General features: G+C 68.1%; 16 protein-coding genes. 6 read left to right on the top strand and 10 right to left on the bottom strand.

Features of this window, described 5'->3' with window-relative positions; genetic code table 11:
* Positions 1 to 2: 2 nt before the first annotated feature.
* The 4 genes from tilS to cysS all read right to left on the bottom strand — a co-directional run bounded on the left by tilS (position 3) and on the right by cysS (position 4,385).
* Positions 3 to 1,349, bottom strand: coding sequence for a tRNA lysidine(34) synthetase TilS (gene tilS / locus AC07OQ_RS19340; RefSeq protein WP_495054774.1), 1,347 nt, complete (start codon positions 1,347 to 1,349; stop codon positions 3 to 5).
* The gene (locus AC07OQ_RS19335) at positions 1,318 to 2,289 is read right to left on the bottom strand and encodes an acetyl-CoA carboxylase carboxyltransferase subunit alpha (protein WP_495054773.1); all 972 of its coding nucleotides are present in this window, start codon (positions 2,287 to 2,289) and stop codon (positions 1,318 to 1,320) included. Before AC07OQ_RS19335 ends, tilS begins: the two co-directional genes overlap by 32 nt.
* 58 nt (positions 2,290 to 2,347) lie before the next feature.
* A complete protein-coding gene (locus tag AC07OQ_RS19330) occupies positions 2,348 to 2,920 on the bottom strand; it encodes a DNA-3-methyladenine glycosylase family protein (protein ID WP_495054793.1) in 573 nt (190 codons plus the stop codon).
* Positions 2,921 to 3,005: 85 nt separating this feature from the next.
* Positions 3,006 to 4,385, bottom strand: a complete 1,380-nt coding sequence (cysS, locus tag AC07OQ_RS19325) for a cysteine--tRNA ligase (protein WP_495054772.1) — start codon at positions 4,383 to 4,385, stop codon at positions 3,006 to 3,008.
* A 150-nt stretch (positions 4,386 to 4,535) separates the two neighbouring features.
* Between cysS and AC07OQ_RS19320 the strand changes: the two genes are divergently transcribed.
* The 5 genes from AC07OQ_RS19320 to AC07OQ_RS19300 all read left to right on the top strand — a co-directional run bounded on the left by AC07OQ_RS19320 (position 4,536) and on the right by AC07OQ_RS19300 (position 7,759).
* Complete coding sequence (locus tag AC07OQ_RS19320; protein WP_495054771.1) at positions 4,536 to 5,075, top strand: tetratricopeptide repeat protein; 540 nt, start codon at positions 4,536 to 4,538, stop codon at positions 5,073 to 5,075.
* A gap of 66 nt (positions 5,076 to 5,141) precedes the next feature.
* Entirely contained in the window at positions 5,142 to 5,714 is a 573-nt protein-coding gene (locus AC07OQ_RS19315) for a peptidylprolyl isomerase (protein ID WP_495054770.1), read from the top strand.
* Entirely contained in the window at positions 5,711 to 6,217 is a 507-nt protein-coding gene (locus tag AC07OQ_RS19310) for a peptidylprolyl isomerase (RefSeq protein WP_495054769.1), read from the top strand. The genes AC07OQ_RS19315 and AC07OQ_RS19310 overlap by 4 nt, the downstream gene beginning before the upstream one ends.
* Positions 6,204 to 6,974, top strand: a complete 771-nt coding sequence (locus tag AC07OQ_RS19305; protein WP_495054768.1) for a UDP-2,3-diacylglucosamine diphosphatase — start codon at positions 6,204 to 6,206, stop codon at positions 6,972 to 6,974. The genes AC07OQ_RS19310 and AC07OQ_RS19305 overlap by 14 nt, the downstream gene beginning before the upstream one ends.
* Complete coding sequence (locus AC07OQ_RS19300) at positions 6,974 to 7,759, top strand: M90 family metallopeptidase (protein ID WP_495054767.1); 786 nt, start codon at positions 6,974 to 6,976, stop codon at positions 7,757 to 7,759. Before AC07OQ_RS19305 ends, AC07OQ_RS19300 begins: the two co-directional genes overlap by 1 nt.
* Positions 7,760 to 7,880: 121 nt before the next feature.
* Here AC07OQ_RS19300 and clpA read toward each other — a convergent pair whose 3' ends face one another.
* Both clpA and clpS read right to left on the bottom strand, forming a co-directional pair.
* A complete protein-coding gene (gene clpA / locus AC07OQ_RS19295) occupies positions 7,881 to 10,205 on the bottom strand; it encodes an ATP-dependent Clp protease ATP-binding subunit ClpA (protein ID WP_495054766.1) in 2,325 nt (774 codons plus the stop codon).
* A complete protein-coding gene (clpS, locus tag AC07OQ_RS19290) occupies positions 10,202 to 10,570 on the bottom strand; it encodes an ATP-dependent Clp protease adapter ClpS (protein ID WP_495054765.1) in 369 nt (122 codons plus the stop codon). The genes clpA and clpS overlap by 4 nt, the downstream gene beginning before the upstream one ends.
* 179 nt (positions 10,571 to 10,749) lie before the next feature.
* Here clpS and AC07OQ_RS19285 point away from each other — a divergent pair, with 179 nt between their 5' ends.
* The gene (locus AC07OQ_RS19285) at positions 10,750 to 10,989 is read left to right on the top strand and encodes a cold shock domain-containing protein (RefSeq protein ID WP_495054764.1); all 240 of its coding nucleotides are present in this window, start codon (positions 10,750 to 10,752) and stop codon (positions 10,987 to 10,989) included.
* Between the two features lie 80 nt (positions 10,990 to 11,069).
* On the opposite strand, the gene AC07OQ_RS19280 is transcribed toward AC07OQ_RS19285, so the two are convergent.
* From AC07OQ_RS19280 to AC07OQ_RS19265, 4 genes are read right to left on the bottom strand one after another with little or no spacing between them, the layout of a single operon-like run.
* Positions 11,070 to 12,548 carry an NAD-dependent succinate-semialdehyde dehydrogenase gene (locus AC07OQ_RS19280; RefSeq protein WP_495054763.1) on the bottom strand — a complete coding sequence of 493 codons (1,479 nt, stop codon included), beginning with the start codon at positions 12,546 to 12,548 and terminating at the stop codon, positions 11,070 to 11,072.
* A 9-nt stretch (positions 12,549 to 12,557) separates the two neighbouring features.
* A complete protein-coding gene (locus AC07OQ_RS19275) occupies positions 12,558 to 13,634 on the bottom strand; it encodes a tartrate dehydrogenase (protein ID WP_495054762.1) in 1,077 nt (358 codons plus the stop codon).
* Between the two features lie 14 nt (positions 13,635 to 13,648).
* Complete coding sequence (locus AC07OQ_RS19270) at positions 13,649 to 15,310, bottom strand: ABC transporter ATP-binding protein (protein ID WP_495054761.1); 1,662 nt, start codon at positions 15,308 to 15,310, stop codon at positions 13,649 to 13,651.
* On the bottom strand, positions 15,310 to 16,185 hold the full coding sequence (locus AC07OQ_RS19265) for an ABC transporter permease (RefSeq protein ID WP_495054760.1): 876 nt from the start codon (positions 16,183 to 16,185) through the stop codon (positions 15,310 to 15,312). Before AC07OQ_RS19265 ends, AC07OQ_RS19270 begins: the two co-directional genes overlap by 1 nt.
* Positions 16,186 to 16,191: the final 6 nt, after the last annotated feature.

Raw genomic sequence — 16,191 nt, 5'->3', positions numbered from 1 at the left:
CGTTACGGCGCGGGCACAGGATCGGGCAGCCATCGCAAGGTCAGCTGCGGCTCGCCGGGTCGCGCCAGCGCACGTGCATCGGGCCCGAGCCCGGGCACGAAAAGCAGCCGCTCGCCGGCAAACAGCAGCGGCCCCTGGCGCTGCCAGGCCGGCACGGCGGCGCTCTGGTAAGCCTTTTTCAAACTGCGCGGAACGCTCTTGGCATGGGCCTGGAACTGCTCGCCACCGGCGCGCTCGCGCAACAGGGCCCGGCGCAGCAGCGCGGACGGAAGACCGCCCGCGTCCACGGTCTCGACCTGCCAGGCGCCCCGCCAGACCGGCACCGGATACGGCCCCGGACGGCTCAGATCCAGCATCAGCGACGGCATCGCCGCCGCCACCGCCGGCGCGCCCGGCACGAAGTCCAGCCGGCCGCGGTAGCGCCGGATCTGCCCCCCCTCGCAGGGCCAGCAGGCCGCCCCGTCCGCCCCCTCGTCCAGCACACGCAGCACCAGACTGGCCGGCGCGGGTGCTCCCAGACGGCGCTGCAGCCAGGCCCGCAGGGCATTGCTGGCCCGCGCCTCGGACAGCAGGGTCAGACCTTGCCAGTCCAGCCGGCCCGCCTCGTCCTCCAGGCGGCACAGGTCTTCGTCGGCCAGCTCGCGTTGCAGGGCCAGGGCCTGCTGCGCCCAGCCCGCGGCCTGGGCCAACCCGGCCTCGGACTCGGGAAAAGCTCCGCTCAGCGCCGGCCAGACGGCCAGGCGCAGGCGGTTGCGCGCATGGCGCGGGTCGGCATTGCTGTCATCCTCGACATGACTCAGGCCATGCTGCCGCATATAGGCCTCGATGGCCTCGCGCGGCTGCTCCAGCCAGGGCCGGGCCCACCGCAGACCGTCGCGCCATTGGGCACGCGGCATGGCCGCCAGTCCCGCCAGGCCGCCGCCGCGCAGGGCCTGGAGCAGCAGGGTCTCGGCCTGGTCGCGGCGGTGCTGGGCCAGCAGCAGCAGGTCCGCGCCCGCGGCACGGGCCATCTCGTCCAGCGCCCGGTAGCGGCCCTCGCGGGCCCAGGCCTCGATGCTCTGCCCGCTTGCCGGGCGATCCATCAGCCGACGGCACTGGAACTCGACGGGCAGGCCCTGCGCCGCCCAGACCTCGCATTGCCAGCGGCAATGCGCCAGCCAGGCGTCGGCCCGGGCGCTCAGGCCATGGTGCACATGCAGGGCCAGCACGCGCAGGCCCAAGGCCTGGGCCCGGCATGCCGTGGCATGCAGCAGCGCGGTGGAATCGCGGCCGCCGCTGTAGGCAACCGCCGTCAGGCCCGAAGAGGCGTGGAGCAGCTCAGCGGTTCTTGGTGTCGCCGAAGCGGCCATAGGCCTGCAGGCGCTCGTAGCGGCGCTCCAGCAGCTCCTTGGGCTTCAAGTCGCTGACCTGGCGCAGCGCATCGTTGAGCGCGCGTTTCAGGTAGGAGGCCATCGCCTTGTTGTCGCGATGGGCGCCGCCGACCGGCTCGCTGATGATCTTGTCGATCAGGCCCATGGCCTTCAGGCGGTGCGCGGTGATGCCCAGGGCCTCGGCGGCCTCAGGCGCGCGCTCGGAGGTCTTCCACAGGATCGAGGCGCAGCCTTCCGGCGAGATCACCGAATAGGCCGAGAACTGCAGCATCAGCACCTGGTCGGCCACGCCGATCGCCAGCGCGCCGCCCGAGCCGCCCTCGCCGATCACCGTGGCGATGATGGGCACTTCCAGCTGGGCCATCTCGAAGATATTGCGGCCGATCGCCTCCGACTGGCCGCGCTCCTCGGCACCGATGCCGGGATAGGCACCCATGGTGTCGATGAAGGTGAACACCGGCAGGCCGAACTTCTCGGCCAGCTTCATCAGGCGCAGCGCCTTGCGGTAGCCCTCGGGGCGCGGCATGCCGAAGTTGCGCTGGGTGCGCTCCTTGGCGTCCGAACCGCGTTGGTGACCGATCACCATGCAGGCCTGGCCGTTGAAGCGCGCCAGACCGCCGACGATGGCGGCATCATCGGCGAAATGGCGATCGCCATGCAGTTCCTGGAACTCGGTGAACACCTCGGCGCAGTAGTCCAGGGTCTGCGGACGCTGCGGGTGGCGGGCGATCTGATAGACCTGCCATGGCGCCACATTGGCGTAGATGTCCTTGGTGAGCTGCTGGCTTTTCTTGGAGAGGCGGTCGATCTCCTCGGAGATGTCGACGGCCGACTCGCTTTGCACGTAGCGCAGCTCTTCGATCTTGGTTTCGAGCTCGGCAATGGGCTGCTCGAATTCGAGAAAATGTTTCTTGCTCATCCTGCTTGGGTCTTTCAGCGATGAAATGCGCCTGGCACCGGGTCGGCGGAGCGCTTGCTCATATTTCCACGGGCAGCGGATCGAGGCTGCGCCAAATGTACCATGTGGCAACCGAACGATACGGCGCCCAGGCCTCGCCCACCTCGCGGGCCTCGGCCCGCGACACGGGCTCGCCGGAGAAATAGTTCTGGCTGATGCCGCTGATCAGGCTCTGATCGTCCAGCGGCAGCACATTGGGCCGCATCAGGTGGAAGATCAGGAACATCTCGGCCGTCCAGCGGCCAATGCCGCGGATCGCCACCAGTTCCTCGATGATGGCTTCGTCGTCCATCTGCGTCCATTGGCGCACATGGACCTGGCCATCCTCGAAATGCTGGGCCAGGTCGCGCACATACTCCACCTTGCGGACCGACAGACCGGCCCCGCGCAGCTGCTCGACCGGCAGGCCCAGCACGGCCAGCGGCTGGATGCGGGTGGACGGTCCGCTCAACAGCTGGATGAACTTGTCCCACATCGACTGCGCGGCCTTCACCGAGATCTGCTGCCCCACGATGGAGCGGGCCAGCGTGGTGAACGCGTCGCCCTTCGCCTGCAGCCGGCCCTCGCCGAACTGCGGGATCAGCTTCTTCATCACACGGTCGCGCTTGGCCAGATGGCGGCACGCCTCGTCCCAGTAATCCGGGGTCACAACCCCCGCTGCAGCGCGTCCCACGGGCTCAGGCCTTCATCCAGCTGGTGCCCTGGGGCGAGTCCTGCAGCACGATGCCGGCCGCCAGCAGTTCCTGGCGGATGCGGTCGGCCTCGGCAAAGTTGCGCGCCGCCTTGGCCGCGGCGCGGGCCTCGATCTGCGCCTGGATCGCGGCCTCGTCCAGGCCGCTGCCGGCCTGCAGATACTGGCGCGGCACCTGCTGCAGCACGCCCAGCACGCCACCCAGCTGCTTCAGCAGGGTCGCGGCCGCAACCGAGCCGCCGCGGTTCACCTCGCCGGCCAGCTCGAACAGCACCGACAGCGCGGCCGGCGTGTTGAAGTCGTCGTCCATCGCCGCCTTGAAGGCCGCGGCCTGGGGCTGCTGCCAATCGAGGGTTGCCGCCGAGTCCACGACAGCGCCGTCCAGCGCCGTGTAGAGCCGGCGCAGCGCGGTGCGCGCGTCGTCCAGGCTCACGTCGCTGAAGTTGAAGGGGCTGCGGTAATGGGTGCGCAGCATGAAGAAGCGAATCGCCTCGCCATCGAACTTCTGCAGCACATCGGCAATGGTGAAGAAGTTGCCCAGACTCTTGGACATCTTCTCGTTGTCGACATTCAGGAAGCCGTTGTGCATCCAGACGTTGACGAAGGGCCGGCCGAAGGCGCCCTCGCTCTGCGCGATCTCGTTCTCGTGATGCGGGAACTGCAGGTCGAGGCCGCCACCGTGGATGTCGAAGCGCTCGCCCAGCAAGGCGCAGCTCATCGCCGAGCACTCGATATGCCAGCCCGGACGCCCCTCGCCCCAGGGGCTGGACCACTTGGCCTCGGCCGGCTCCTCGGGCTTGGCGGACTTCCACAGCACGAAGTCCAGCGGATCCTGCTTGCCCTCAATCACGGCGACGCGCTCGCCGGCACGCAGTTGGTCCAGCGATTTGCCGCTGAGCTTGCCGTAGCCGGGAAACTTACGGACGGCGTAGTTCACGTCGCCGTCCTGCGCCCGATAGGCCAGGCCCTTGGACTCCAGCTTGCCGATGATGTCCTGCATCTGCGGCACATAGTCGGTGGCGCGCGGCTCATGCGTCGGCTGGCTGATGCCCAGGGCACCGAAATCGCGGTGCATCGCGGCGATCATCTCGTCGGTCAGCTGACGGATCGTGATGCCGCGCTCCAGCGCTCGGCGGATGATCTTGTCCTCGATGTCGGTGATGTTGCGCACGAAGGTCACCCCATAGCCGCTGGCCTTGAGCCAGCGGTACACCACATCGAACGCCATATTCATACGGGCATGGCCCATATGGCAAAGGTCGTAGACCGTGATGCCGCAAACATACATGCGGACATGACCGGGTTCGAGAGGGGCGAAAGGCTGTACCGCTCGGGTCAGCGAGTTATATATGCGCAGGGAGGACATGGGATTCGTGTTGCCAGCGTCTGTCGTGGGCCGGAGCAGCGTTTGCACTGGTCTGGGGCCGATGAAGCGGCGACGGGCCCCGTAGAATCGGTCAGTATAGCGGCTCCCCCCGGAGCAGCCCCGGCGCCCTGCCGCGCCCAACAGCACACCATGCAAACTTCTTCACCTCTCGCCCTGGTTCGAAGCCTGCTGCTGGGCCTGGCCTTGCTGGGCAGCGGCCTGGCGCATGCCCAGGATCTGGAGACGGCCCAGGCGCAATGGCTGCAAGGCAAGCGCCAGCAGGCGCTCGACACCGTTCAGCAGGCCCTGGCCAAGAACCCCAACGACGCCAAGCTGCGCTTCGCCCGCGCCGTGATGCAAATGGACCTGGGCCGGACCGCCGAGGCCGAGGCCGGCCTGCAGGCGCTGACCCAGGATTTCCCGGATCTGGCCGATCCCTATAACAACCTGGCCGTGCTGCATGCCGCGCGCGGCGAGCTGGACCAGGCCCGCGCGGCGCTGGAGCAGGCGCTGCGCCTGCAGCCCGACCATCTCCAGGCGCAGGAGAATCTGGGCGATGTGCTGCTGCGGCTGGCCTCCCGGGCCTATGGCCTGGCCCTGCGCCAGGGTCATGGCGACACCAGCGCGCTGCAGCGCAAGCTGGAGCAACTGCAGACACTGATCAGGGAGCCGGTCGGCGCACAGCGCTGAGCGACAATGCGGACCGCAAGGCCCCCTCCTTTCCGTTCCAGCCTCCCTGCCGACCGACGAAACCCCATGCGATTCAAGACCTCGACCGCCCTGTTCGCCCTGCCCTTGACGCTGCTGCTCGCAATGCCGGCCGCGGCCCAGACCGTCAAGCTCAGCACCAGCGAGGGCGACATCCTGATCGAACTGGACGCCGAGAAGGCCCCCAAGTCGGTCGACAACTTCATCAAGTACGTCAAGGCCGGCCACTACAACGGCACGATCTTCCACCGCGTGATCGAGGGTTTCATGATCCAGGGTGGCGGCTTCACCACCAAGATGGAACAGAAGCCCACCCGCCCGCCGATCCCGCTGGAGGCGTCCAACGGCCTGACGAACCTGCGAGGCAGTCTGGCGATGGCGCGCACCGGCAACCCGAATTCTGCCACCGCGCAATTCTTCATCAATGTGGTCGACAACCCCTTCCTCGACGCTGCCAATGCGCGCGACGGCCTGGGCTATGCGGTGTTCGGCCGCGTCGTCGAGGGCATGGAGGTGGTCGACAAGATCCGACTCAAACCCACGGGCAACCAGGGCATGCATCAAAACATCCCCCTGCAACCCGTGATCATCACCAAGGCCGTTGTGGAGCCCAAGAAATGACTACCAAGACCGTTGAACTGCATACCAACCATGGCCTGATCAAGGTCGAGCTGGACGCCGCCAAGGCGCCCCTCACCGTCGAGAACTTCCTGAGCTACGTCCGCAAGGGCCATTACGACGGCACGGTGTTCCACCGCGTCATCAAGGGCTTCATGATCCAGGGCGGCGGCTTCGAGGCCGGCATGAAGCAAAAGCCCACCGAGGCGACGATCCAGAACGAGGCCAACAACGGCCTGAAGAACGAGCATTACACGCTGGCGATGGCGCGCACCAATGCGCCCCACTCCGCCTCGGCCCAGTTCTTCATCAACACCACCGACAACGGCTTCCTGAACTTCAAGAGCGAAAGCCCCTCGGGCTGGGGCTATGCCGTGTTCGGCAAGGTCGTGGCCGGCACCGAGATCGTGGACGCGATCGAGAAGGTCAAGACCGGCCGCAGCGGCTTCCATGACGACGTGCCGCTGGAAGACGTCGTGATCGAGCGCGCGGTTGAAGTCGTTTGAGGTTCTGAACGCCCCGGCCAGCTGGGGCGCGATCGACTTCCTGTCCGACCTGCATCTGTCGCCGTCCACGCCCAGGACCCTGGCGGCGCTGCGGCGGCATTTGCATGACACGCCTGCGGATGCCGTCTTCCTGCTGGGCGACATCTTCGAGGTCTGGATCGGCGACGATGCCCGCCTCGAAGAGGGTTTCGAGGCGGCATGCCTGGCCCTGCTGCGCGAGGCCGCGGAGATCCGCCCGCTGTTCTTCATGGCCGGCAACCGCGACTTCCTGCTCGGCGAGGCCATGGCGCGCGATGCAGGCCTGCGCTTGCTGCCCGACCCCCTCGTCCTGCAGGCCTGCGGCCAGCGCCTGTTGCTGAGCCATGGCGACGCGCTGTGCCTGGATGACCAGGCCTACCAGCGTTTTCGCGCCCAGGTCCGCGACCCGGCCTGGCAGGCGCAGTTCCTGACCCAGCCGCTGGAAGCCCGCCGCGCGATCGGCCGCCAGATGCGCGAGGCCAGCGAACGTGCCAAGCGGCAGCAGAGCCCGGAGCTGTGGGCCGATGTCGATGCCGATGCCGCACGCGACTGGCTGGGCCGCGCGCAGTGCCAGGTCTTGCTGCACGGCCACACGCACCGGCCGGCCGTGCACGATCTGGGCGCCGGCCTGAGCCGCTGGGTGCTGTCGGACTGGGACCTGGATAGCACGCCGCCGCGCGGCGACCTGCTGCGCCTCAGCACCAGCGGACTGCTGCGCCTGCCACTGCCCGCGGCCTGATGCTGGGCCGCCTGCTGTCCGCCTGGAGGCGGCGTCGCGAGGCCCGGGCCTTGCGCGACCATGCCATCCCCGAGCCGCTGTGGCGACTGACCCTGGCACGCTACCCCTTCCTGGCCGCGCGCAGCGCGGCGGACCTGGCCGAACTGAGGCGCCTGTGCTCGCTGTTCCTGGCCGGCAAGGAATTCCATGGCGCGGCGGGCTTCGAGGTCACGGACGAGGTGGCGCTGGCGGTCGCCGCCCAGGCCTGCCTGCCGGTGCTGCGCCTGGGGCTGTCGCCCTATGCCGGCTTTGTCGGCATCGTCATGCATGCCGACGAGGTGCTGGCGCAGCGCGAGGTGATGGACGAGGACGGCATCGTGCACCGCTACGAGGAGCAGCTGGCCGGCGAGGCGATGGAGGGCGGCCCGCTGATGCTGGCCTGGGGCCAGGTCGCGGCCGGAGCGGATCCCGCCGCCGGGCTGGACAGCGTCTACAACGTCGTGATCCATGAGTTCGCCCATGTGCTGGACATGGGCGACGGCTATGCCGACGGCGTGCCGCCGCTGGGAGGCCTGGCCGAGCGCGAGCGCTGGCTGGACGTGATCGAGGCCGAATGGCAGTGGTTCTGCGAGCAGGTCGATGCCGGCCATGCCACGCTGATCGACCCCTACGGCGCCGAGAGCCTGGAGGAGTTCTTCGCGGTCGCCGCCGAGGCCTTCTTCGTCGCGCCGGGCGAGCTGAAACTGGAACAGCCGGCCCTCTACCACTTGCTGAGCGGCTACTTCAGGCAAGACCCGGCCCTATAAGTGCGAAGAGACCTCGAAGGTCTCTTCGCACTTCCTCAGCGAAGCCCATGGATCCGGCTTTGCCGGTCCATCGGGCTTGCCCCCTTGAGGGGGCGCGCGCAGCGCGTAGGGGATGGGCCGATCAGCCTGCCGTTGCCGGCTCGGCCTTGGGCTTGTTGTCCTTCTTGCCACCGGCGGGCTGGATGTCCAGCTGGACCTCGCCGGCCTCGTCCACATCCACCGTCAAGCGGCCGCCATCGACCAGCCGGCCGAACAGCAGCTCGTCGGCCAGTGCGCGGCGGATCGTATCCTGGATCAGGCGCTGCATCGGGCGCGCGCCCATCAGCGGATCGAAGCCCTTCTTGGCCAGGTGCTTGCGCAGCGTGTCGGTGAAGGAGACCTCCACCTTCTTCTCGGCCAGTTGGCTTTCCAGCTGCAGCAGGAACTTGTCCACAACGCGCAGGATGATCTCCTCGTCCAGCGCGCGGAAGGACACGATCGCGTCCAGCCGGTTGCGGAACTCGGGCGTGAACAGGCGCTTGATGTCGGCCATCTCGTCGCCCTGCTGGCGTGCATTGGTGAAGCCGATGGTGGCCTTGTTCATGGTCTCGGCACCCGCATTGGTGGTCATCACGATGATCACGTTGCGGAAGTCGGCCTTGCGCCCGTTGTTGTCGGTCAGCGCGCCATGGTCCATCACCTGCAGCAGCACATTGAACACGTCCGGATGCGCCTTCTCGATCTCGTCGAGCAGCAGCACCGAATGCGGCTTCTTGGTAACAGCCTCGGTCAGCAGGCCGCCCTGGTCGAAGCCCACATAGCCGGGAGGCGCGCCGATCAGGCGGCTCACCGCGTGGCGCTCCATGTACTCCGACATGTCGAAGCGGATCAGCTCGATGCCAAGGACATAGGCCAGCTGCTTCGCGACCTCGGTCTTGCCGACGCCGGTGGGGCCGCTGAACAGGAAGGAACCGATCGGCTTGTCCGGCTTGCCCAGGCCCGAGCGCGCCATCTTGATGGCGGCGGCCAGCGCATCGATGGCCGGATCCTGACCGAACACCACGCTCTTCAGATCGCGGTCCAGGCTCTTGAGCTTGCCGCGGTCGTCGCTGGACACCGAGGCCGGCGGGATGCGCGCGATCTTGGCGACGATGTCCTCGACCTCGTTGCGCGTGATGGTCTTCTTCTGCTTGCTCTTGGGCAGGATGCGCTGCGCGGCACCGGCCTCGTCGATCACGTCGATCGCCTTGTCCGGCAGATGGCGGTCGTTGATGTACTTGGCCGACAGCTCGGCCGCCGCCTGCAGCGCGCCCAGCGCGTACTTGACGCTGTGGTGCTCCTCGAAGCGCGACTTCAGGCCCTTCAGGATCTCGACGGTTTGTTCCACCGAGGGCTCGACCACGTCGACCTTCTGGAAGCGCCGGGAGAGCGCGGCATCCTTCTCGAAGATGCCGCGGTATTCGGTGAAGGTGGTCGCGCCGATGCACTTCATCGCGCCGGAGGACAGCGCCGGCTTCAGCAGATTGCTGGCATCCAGCGTGCCGCCCGAGGCCGCACCGGCACCGATCAGCGTATGGATCTCGTCGATGAACAGGATCGCATTGGGCTGGTCCTTCAGCTGCTTCAGCACCGCCTTCAGGCGCTGCTCGAAGTCGCCGCGGTACTTGGTGCCCGCCAGCAGCGCGCCCATGTCCAGCGAATAGACGACGGCTTCGGCCAGCACGTCGGGCACCTCGCCCTCGGTGATGCGCCAGGCCAGGCCCTCGGCGATCGCGGTCTTGCCGACGCCGGCCTCGCCGACCAGCAGCGGATTGTTCTTGCGCCGGCGGCACAGCACCTGCACGACGCGCTCGACCTCGCCCTCACGACCGATCAAGGGATCGATCTTGCCGTCCTTGGCCAGTTGGTTGAGGTTCTGCGTGAACTGCTCCAGCGGCGAGCCCTTGCCGCCGCCCTGGCCCTCGGCCTCCTCGCGCTCGGCCTCGTTGCCGCCGCCGCCTTCCTGCCCCTTGGGCGGCTCCGGCGGCTCGCTCTTCTTGATGCCATGGGCGATGTAGTTCACCACGTCCAGACGGGTCACGCCCTGCTGGTGCAGGTAGTAGACCGCGTGCGAATCCTTCTCGCCGAAGATCGCCACCAGCACATTGGCGCCGGTGACTTCCTTCTTGCCGCTGCCGGTGGACTGCACATGCATGATGGCGCGCTGGATCACGCGCTGGAACCCGAGCGTCGGCTGGGTGTCCACCTCATCGGTGCCGCCCACGGTGGGCGTGTTTTCCTTGATGAACTGCGCCAGGCTCTTGCGCAGATCATCGATGTTCGCGGAACAGGCCCGCAGCACCTCGGCCGCCGACGGGTTGTCCAGCAGGGCCATCAGCAGGTGCTCCACGGTGATGAATTCGTGGCGCTGCTGACGCGCTTCGACAAACGCCATGTGCAGGCTGACTTCAAGCTCTTGCGCAATCATGCGGCCTCCATAATGCACTGCAGTGGGTGACCGGCGCGCCGTGCGGCCGCCAGCACCAATTCGACCTTGGTGGCCGCCACATCCTTGGTGAATACACCGCAAACGCCGCGGCCCTCGTGATGGATTTTCAGCATGATTTGGGTCGCCGTATCCAGGTCATGACGAAAATATTCCTGTAACACCATGACGACGAATTCCATGGGCGTGAAATCGTCGTTGAGCATCAGCACCTGATACAGGCGCGGCGGCTCCGTTTTCTGCGGCACCCTCTCCAGGATGGTCGTGCCCTCCCCGTCCTCCCGCCCCGGCTGGGCGGGGGGCGTTGGGGGCGGTGGCACCGGTGGCTGATCGGGTAAATCTGGCATGGTCCGATTCTATAGATGGGGCACCAACCGCATGCTGCAAGAGGGCATAGACGGCCGCGTGTACAGCCTGCCACATTGCATACCCGTAGTACTACCCCCGGGGAGGTACCGAATTGACAGGCTTCTGACAGGGCTTTGAGAATCCGCGCCGGAGTAAATACACCGGGATGGAGACGGCTATGGCTGTAGGGACAGTGAAATGGTTCAACGATGCCAAGGGTTTTGGCTTTATTGAACCAGAAATGGGCGGGGATGATGTGTTCGCACATTTCTCCGCCATCCAGATGGAGGGGTTCCGTACCCTGCGTCAGGGCGGCAAGGTGAGCTTCGATCTGGTGCAAGGCCCCAAGGGTCAGCTGGCGCAGAACATCACGCCGCTGGACGAAGGCCTGCAGGAGGTCGAGCGCAGCGCCGCCTGAGGTCGGCCCCCCGCAAGCAAGGAAGCCCGCTGTTGCGGGCTTCTTTCATGGTCGACCGGATCCCGGCTCGGGGCCGGCCTTCAGAGCTGCCCCTGGCACAGGTACTTCATGTGCATATAGTCATCCAGGCCATGACGCGAGCCCTCGCGCCCGTAGCCCGACTCCTTGACCCCGCCGAAGGGGGCGGCCTCGGCGGCCAGCGCCCCCTCGTTGATGCCGACGATGCCGCTTTCCAGTGCGTCGGCCACGCGCCAGATGCGCGCGACATCGCGTGAATAGAAGTAGGCGGCCAGGCCGAACGGGGTGTCATTGGCCGCCGCGACGACCTCGGCCTCGCTCTCGAAGCGGGTGACGGGCACCACTGGGCCGAAGGTCTCCTCGCAGGCACAGGCCATCGTGGCATCGGCGTCGACCAGCACGGTCGGCGCATAGTAGTTGGGCCCTAGCGGCAGCCGCTGCCCGCCGACGACGACCCGGGCGCCGCGCGCGACCGCGTCCTCGACATGATGGGCGATCTTCGCCACCGCCCGGGCATTGATCATCGGCCCGATGCGGCTGGCCGGATCGCTGGCCGGCCCCACCCTCAGGGCGCCGACCCGTGCCGCCAGCTTGTCGACGAAGGCGTCATGCACCGCGCCATGTACGAACACCCGGTTCGGGCAGACACAGGTCTGGCCGCCGTTGCGGAACTTGGCCACCATCAGGCCCTCGACCGCCGCGTCCAGGTCCGCGTCCTCGAAGACGATGAAGGGCGCGTTGCCGCCCAGCTCCAGCGACAGCTTCTTCAGCGTGGCGGCCGATGCGCGCGCCAGATGCTTGCCCACCGGCGTCGAGCCGGTGAAGGTGATCTTGCGCACCCGCGGGTCGGCCAGCCAGACATCAACCACCTCGGGCGTGCGCTCGCGCGAGGCGCTGACGATATTGAGCACGCCGGCCGGGAAGCCAGCCTCCTCGGCCAGCCTGACCAGGGCCAGGGCCGTCAGCGGCGTGTCCTCGGCCGGCTTGGCGACGACCGTGCAGCCGGCCGCCAGCGCCGGTGCGATCTTGCGCGCGATCATCGCGGCCGGGAAGTTCCAGGGCGTGATCGCGGCAACCACGCCGACCGACTCCTTCAGCACCAGCATGCGCCGGCCCGCCACCGGCGGCGCGATGATGTCGCCACAGATGCGCGTCGCCTCCTCGGCGAACCACTCGACATAGCTGGCCGCATACAGCACCTCCCCCAGGCCCTCGGCCAGCGGCTTGCCCTGCTCGCGCGAGATCAGCCGGCCCAGGTCCTGCTGGTGCTCGATGATCAGCGCATGCCAGCGTTTCAGCAACTGGGCACGCTGCCTGGCCGGCGTCGCGCGCCAGGCCGCGAAGGCGGCATGGGCAGCATCGACCGCGGCCCGCGCATCGGCGCCGCCGCTGTCGCTCACCTCGGTGAAGACCGCGCCGGTGGCCGGATCGCTGACCGGCAGGTGCCGGCCGTCCAGCGCGGCCAGCCATTCGGCATTGATGAAGTTCTGCGTGCGCTGCAGCTCGGGGCGGCTGAGGGCCAGGCTCTCGTTCAGGCTCATATGCGCTCCTCAGGCCCGGCCGATCAGCTTGGCCAGCGCCTCGCCCATCTCGGTGGTGGACGCCTGGCCACCCAGGTCCCGCGTGCGCGGCCCCTCGACCAGCACGGTCTCGACGGCCTTCAGGATCGCGTCATGCGCGGCCCGTTCGCCCAGGAAGTCCAGCATCAGCGCCGCCGACCAGATCATCGCCACCGGGTTGGCGATGTTCTGCCCGTAGATGTCCGGCGCCGAACCATGCACCGGCTCGAACAGCGAGGGGAACTTGCGCTCCGGGTTCAGGTTGGCCGAGGGGGCCAGCCCGATCGTGCCGGTGGTGGCCGGGCCCAGGTCCGAGAGGATGTCGCCGAACAGGTTGGAGGCGACGACCACGTCGAAGCGCCCCGGCTGCAGCACGAAGCGTGCGCTCAGGATGTCGATATGCTGCTTGTCCACCGTGACCTCGGGATAGCCCTGGCTCACCGCATCGGCGCGCCCGTCCCACCAGGGCATCGAGATCGCGATGCCGTTGCTCTTGGTGGCCACGGTCAGGTGCTTGCGCTGGCGGCTGTCGGCCAGCTCGAAGGCGTACTTCAGCACCCGGTCGGCGCCGAAGCGCGAGTAGACCGATTCCTGGATCACGATCTCGCGCTCGGTGCCGGCATACATCACGCCGCCCAGGTTGGTGTACTCGCCCTCGGTGTTCTCGCGCACGACGAAATAGTCGATCTCGCCGGCCTTCCTCCCGGCCAGCGGGCAGGGCACGCCGTCAAAGAGGCGCACCGGGCGCAGATTGATGTACTGGTCGAACTCGCGGCGGAACTTCAGCAGCGAACCCCACAGCGAGACATGGTCGGGCACGGTGGCCGGCCAGCCCACGGCGCCGAACAGGATCGCGTCCATGCCCTGCAGCCGGGCCTTCCAGTCGTCCGGCATCATTTGGCCGTGGGCCGCGTAGTAGTCGCAGCTGGCCCATTCGATCTCCGTCAGCTCCAGCTTGAAGCCGAAGCGCTCGGAGGCCGCCCGCAGCGCGCGCAGGCCCTCCGGCATCACTTCCTTGCCGATCCCGTCTCCGGGGATCACCGCGATCTTGAATGTCTTGCTGCTCATGGGTTCGTTCCGATTCAGGAGGTCAATGCCGGTGACTGCTGCTGCGGCTGCAGCTCGTCCAGCCAGCCCTGGCGCAGCTCGGGCACCGAGCGGGCCAGCAGCTCGTAGTAGGGATGGTGCGGGCCACGCTCGTAGTCGGCGCGCGCCACCTGGGTCAGCTTGCGGCCGTGCTGCATCACGACGATCTCGTCGCAGACCGAGCGCACCGTGTGCAGGTCGTGGCTGATGAACAGATAGGACAGGCCCAGCTCGCGGCGCAGCTCGGCGATCAGGTCCAGCACCGCGGCGCCGACCACGGTGTCCAGCGCCGAGGTGACCTCGTCGCAGAGGATCAGGTCGGGCTCGGCGGCCAGCGCGCGCGCCAGGTTGACGCGCTGCTTCTGCCCGCCCGACAGCCCGCCCGGCCGGCGCTGGGCGCTGGCGGCCGGCAGCTTGACCAGGTCCAGCAGCTCGGCGATGCGCTTGTCCAGCGCCTTGCCGGAAAGGCCCTTGTAGAACTGCAGCGGCCGGGCCAGGATGCGTTCGATGGTGTGGCTCGGGTTCAGCGCCGTGTCGGCCATCTGGAACACGATCTGCACCTGGCGCAGCTCGTCCTTGCTGCGCCCGGCCAGCGCGGGCGGCAGGGCCTTGCCGTTGAACAGCAGCTGGCCCTTGCTCGGTGCGATCAGGCCGGCGATCGCGCGCGCCAGGGTCGTCTTGCCCGAGCCCGATTCGCCGATCACGCCGATGGCCTGGCCGCGATACAGCTTCAGATTGATGTCCTCGAGGATCAGGATGGCCGGCTTGCCCTGCCTGTCGACCGGGCCATAGCCGGCCGACAGATTCCTGACCTCCAGCAGCGGCTGGCTGGCGCCGGCCTGGGTCGAGCATTGGCCACCCGCACGCTCGCGCGGCCGCGCGGCGGCCAGCAGGCATTGGGTGTAGTCGTTGACCGGGGCCGTGATGATCTGTTCGGTGGCGCCGATCTCGCGCATCGTGCCGTCGCGCAGCACCAGGATATGGTCGGCCATCTGCGCGACGACGGCCAGGTCGTGGCTGACATAGACGGCGGTGGCGCGACGCTCGCGCACGACGCGGCGGAACGCGCGCAGCACCTCGATCTGCGTCGTCACGTCCAGCGCCGTGGTCGGCTCGTCCAGGATCACCAGATCCGGGTCGCTGATCAGGGCCATTGCCGCCATCAGGCGCTGCAGCTGGCCGCCGGAGACCTGGTGTGGGTAGCGCGAGCCGATGCTGTCGGGATTCGGCAGGGCCAGCTCGCGGAACAGCTCGACCGCCTTGGCCTCTGCCGCGGCGCGCGGCATCAGCCGGTGGATCAGCGCCGGCTCGACCACCTGGTCCATGATGGTCCGCGAGGGATTGAACGAGGCCGCCGCGCTCTGCGCGATATAGGCCACCGTGCGGCCGCGCAGCGCGCGCTGCTGCGCCTCGCCCAGCGCCAGCACATCGGTGGCACCGATCGTGATGCTGCCGCCGGCGATGCGGCAGCCATGGCGGGCATAGCCCATCAGGGCCAGCGCCGTCGTGGTCTTGCCCGAGCCGGACTCGCCGATCAGGGCCAGCACCTCGCCGGGGGCGATCGAGAAATTCAGCTGGTCGACGATGGCGTGTTCGCCGCCACCATTCTCCTTGTCGACGACGATGCGCAGGCCGCGCACGGTGACCGGCGCGCCCATCAGTGCACCCCGCCTTCGCGAGCCGCACGGCCCGGCAGATTGTCGATCAGCAGATTCACCGCGATGGTCAGGCTGGCGATGGCCAGCGCCGGCGCGATGATGGCGGCGCCGCCGGTGGGCAGCGCGCCGATGTTCTCGCGCACCAGCGAGCCCCAGTCGGCCGCCGGCGGCTGCACGCCCAGACCCAGGAAGCTCAGCGAGGCCAGGAGCAGCACGACGTAGACGAAGCGCAGGCCCAGGTCGGCCAGCATCGGGTTGACGATGTTCGGCAGGATCTCCTGCAGCATGATGTAGAGCTTGCCCTCGCCTCGCGTGCGGGCCACCACCACATAGTCCATCGCGTTGATGTTGACGGCCAGCGAGCGCGCGATGCGGTAGGCGCCGGGCACATAGATCACGGCCGCGGTCACGATCAGCATCGTCAGCGAGGAGCCGAAGGCCGCCACCATGATCAGGGCCAGCATCTTCGAGGGGATCGAGGTCAGGGTATCGATGCCGCGGCTTAAAGCGCCATCCAGCCAGGGTGCGCTGGACGCCGCCAGCAGGGCCAGCACGGTGCCGGTGCCGCTCGCCGAGAGGGTCGCGATCAGGGCCACGCCCACCGTGTAGCGGGCACCCTCGATCACGCGGGCCAGCATGTCACGGCCCAGGTAGTCGGTGCCCAGCCAGTGCTGGGCGCTGACGCCGGCGAACACATCGCCAGCGCCCATGTCGGCGCCGCCCTGGCCCAGCAGACTGGGACCGATCAGCGCAGCAAGCAGCCAGGCCAGCAGCACGGACAGGCCCAGCAGGCCGGGCCAGCTCATCGAAGGCACGAGGCGCCGCCGCGCGCGCGGTGCGGCGGGCTCGGCCGAAGCGGGTGTCAGGGTGGACATGGAGGT

The organism is Roseateles sp. GW821-FHT09B06, from assembly GCF_059418245.1.
Note: the sequence above shows the minus strand (reverse complement) of the source record. Positions and strands in the feature narration are given on the sequence as shown.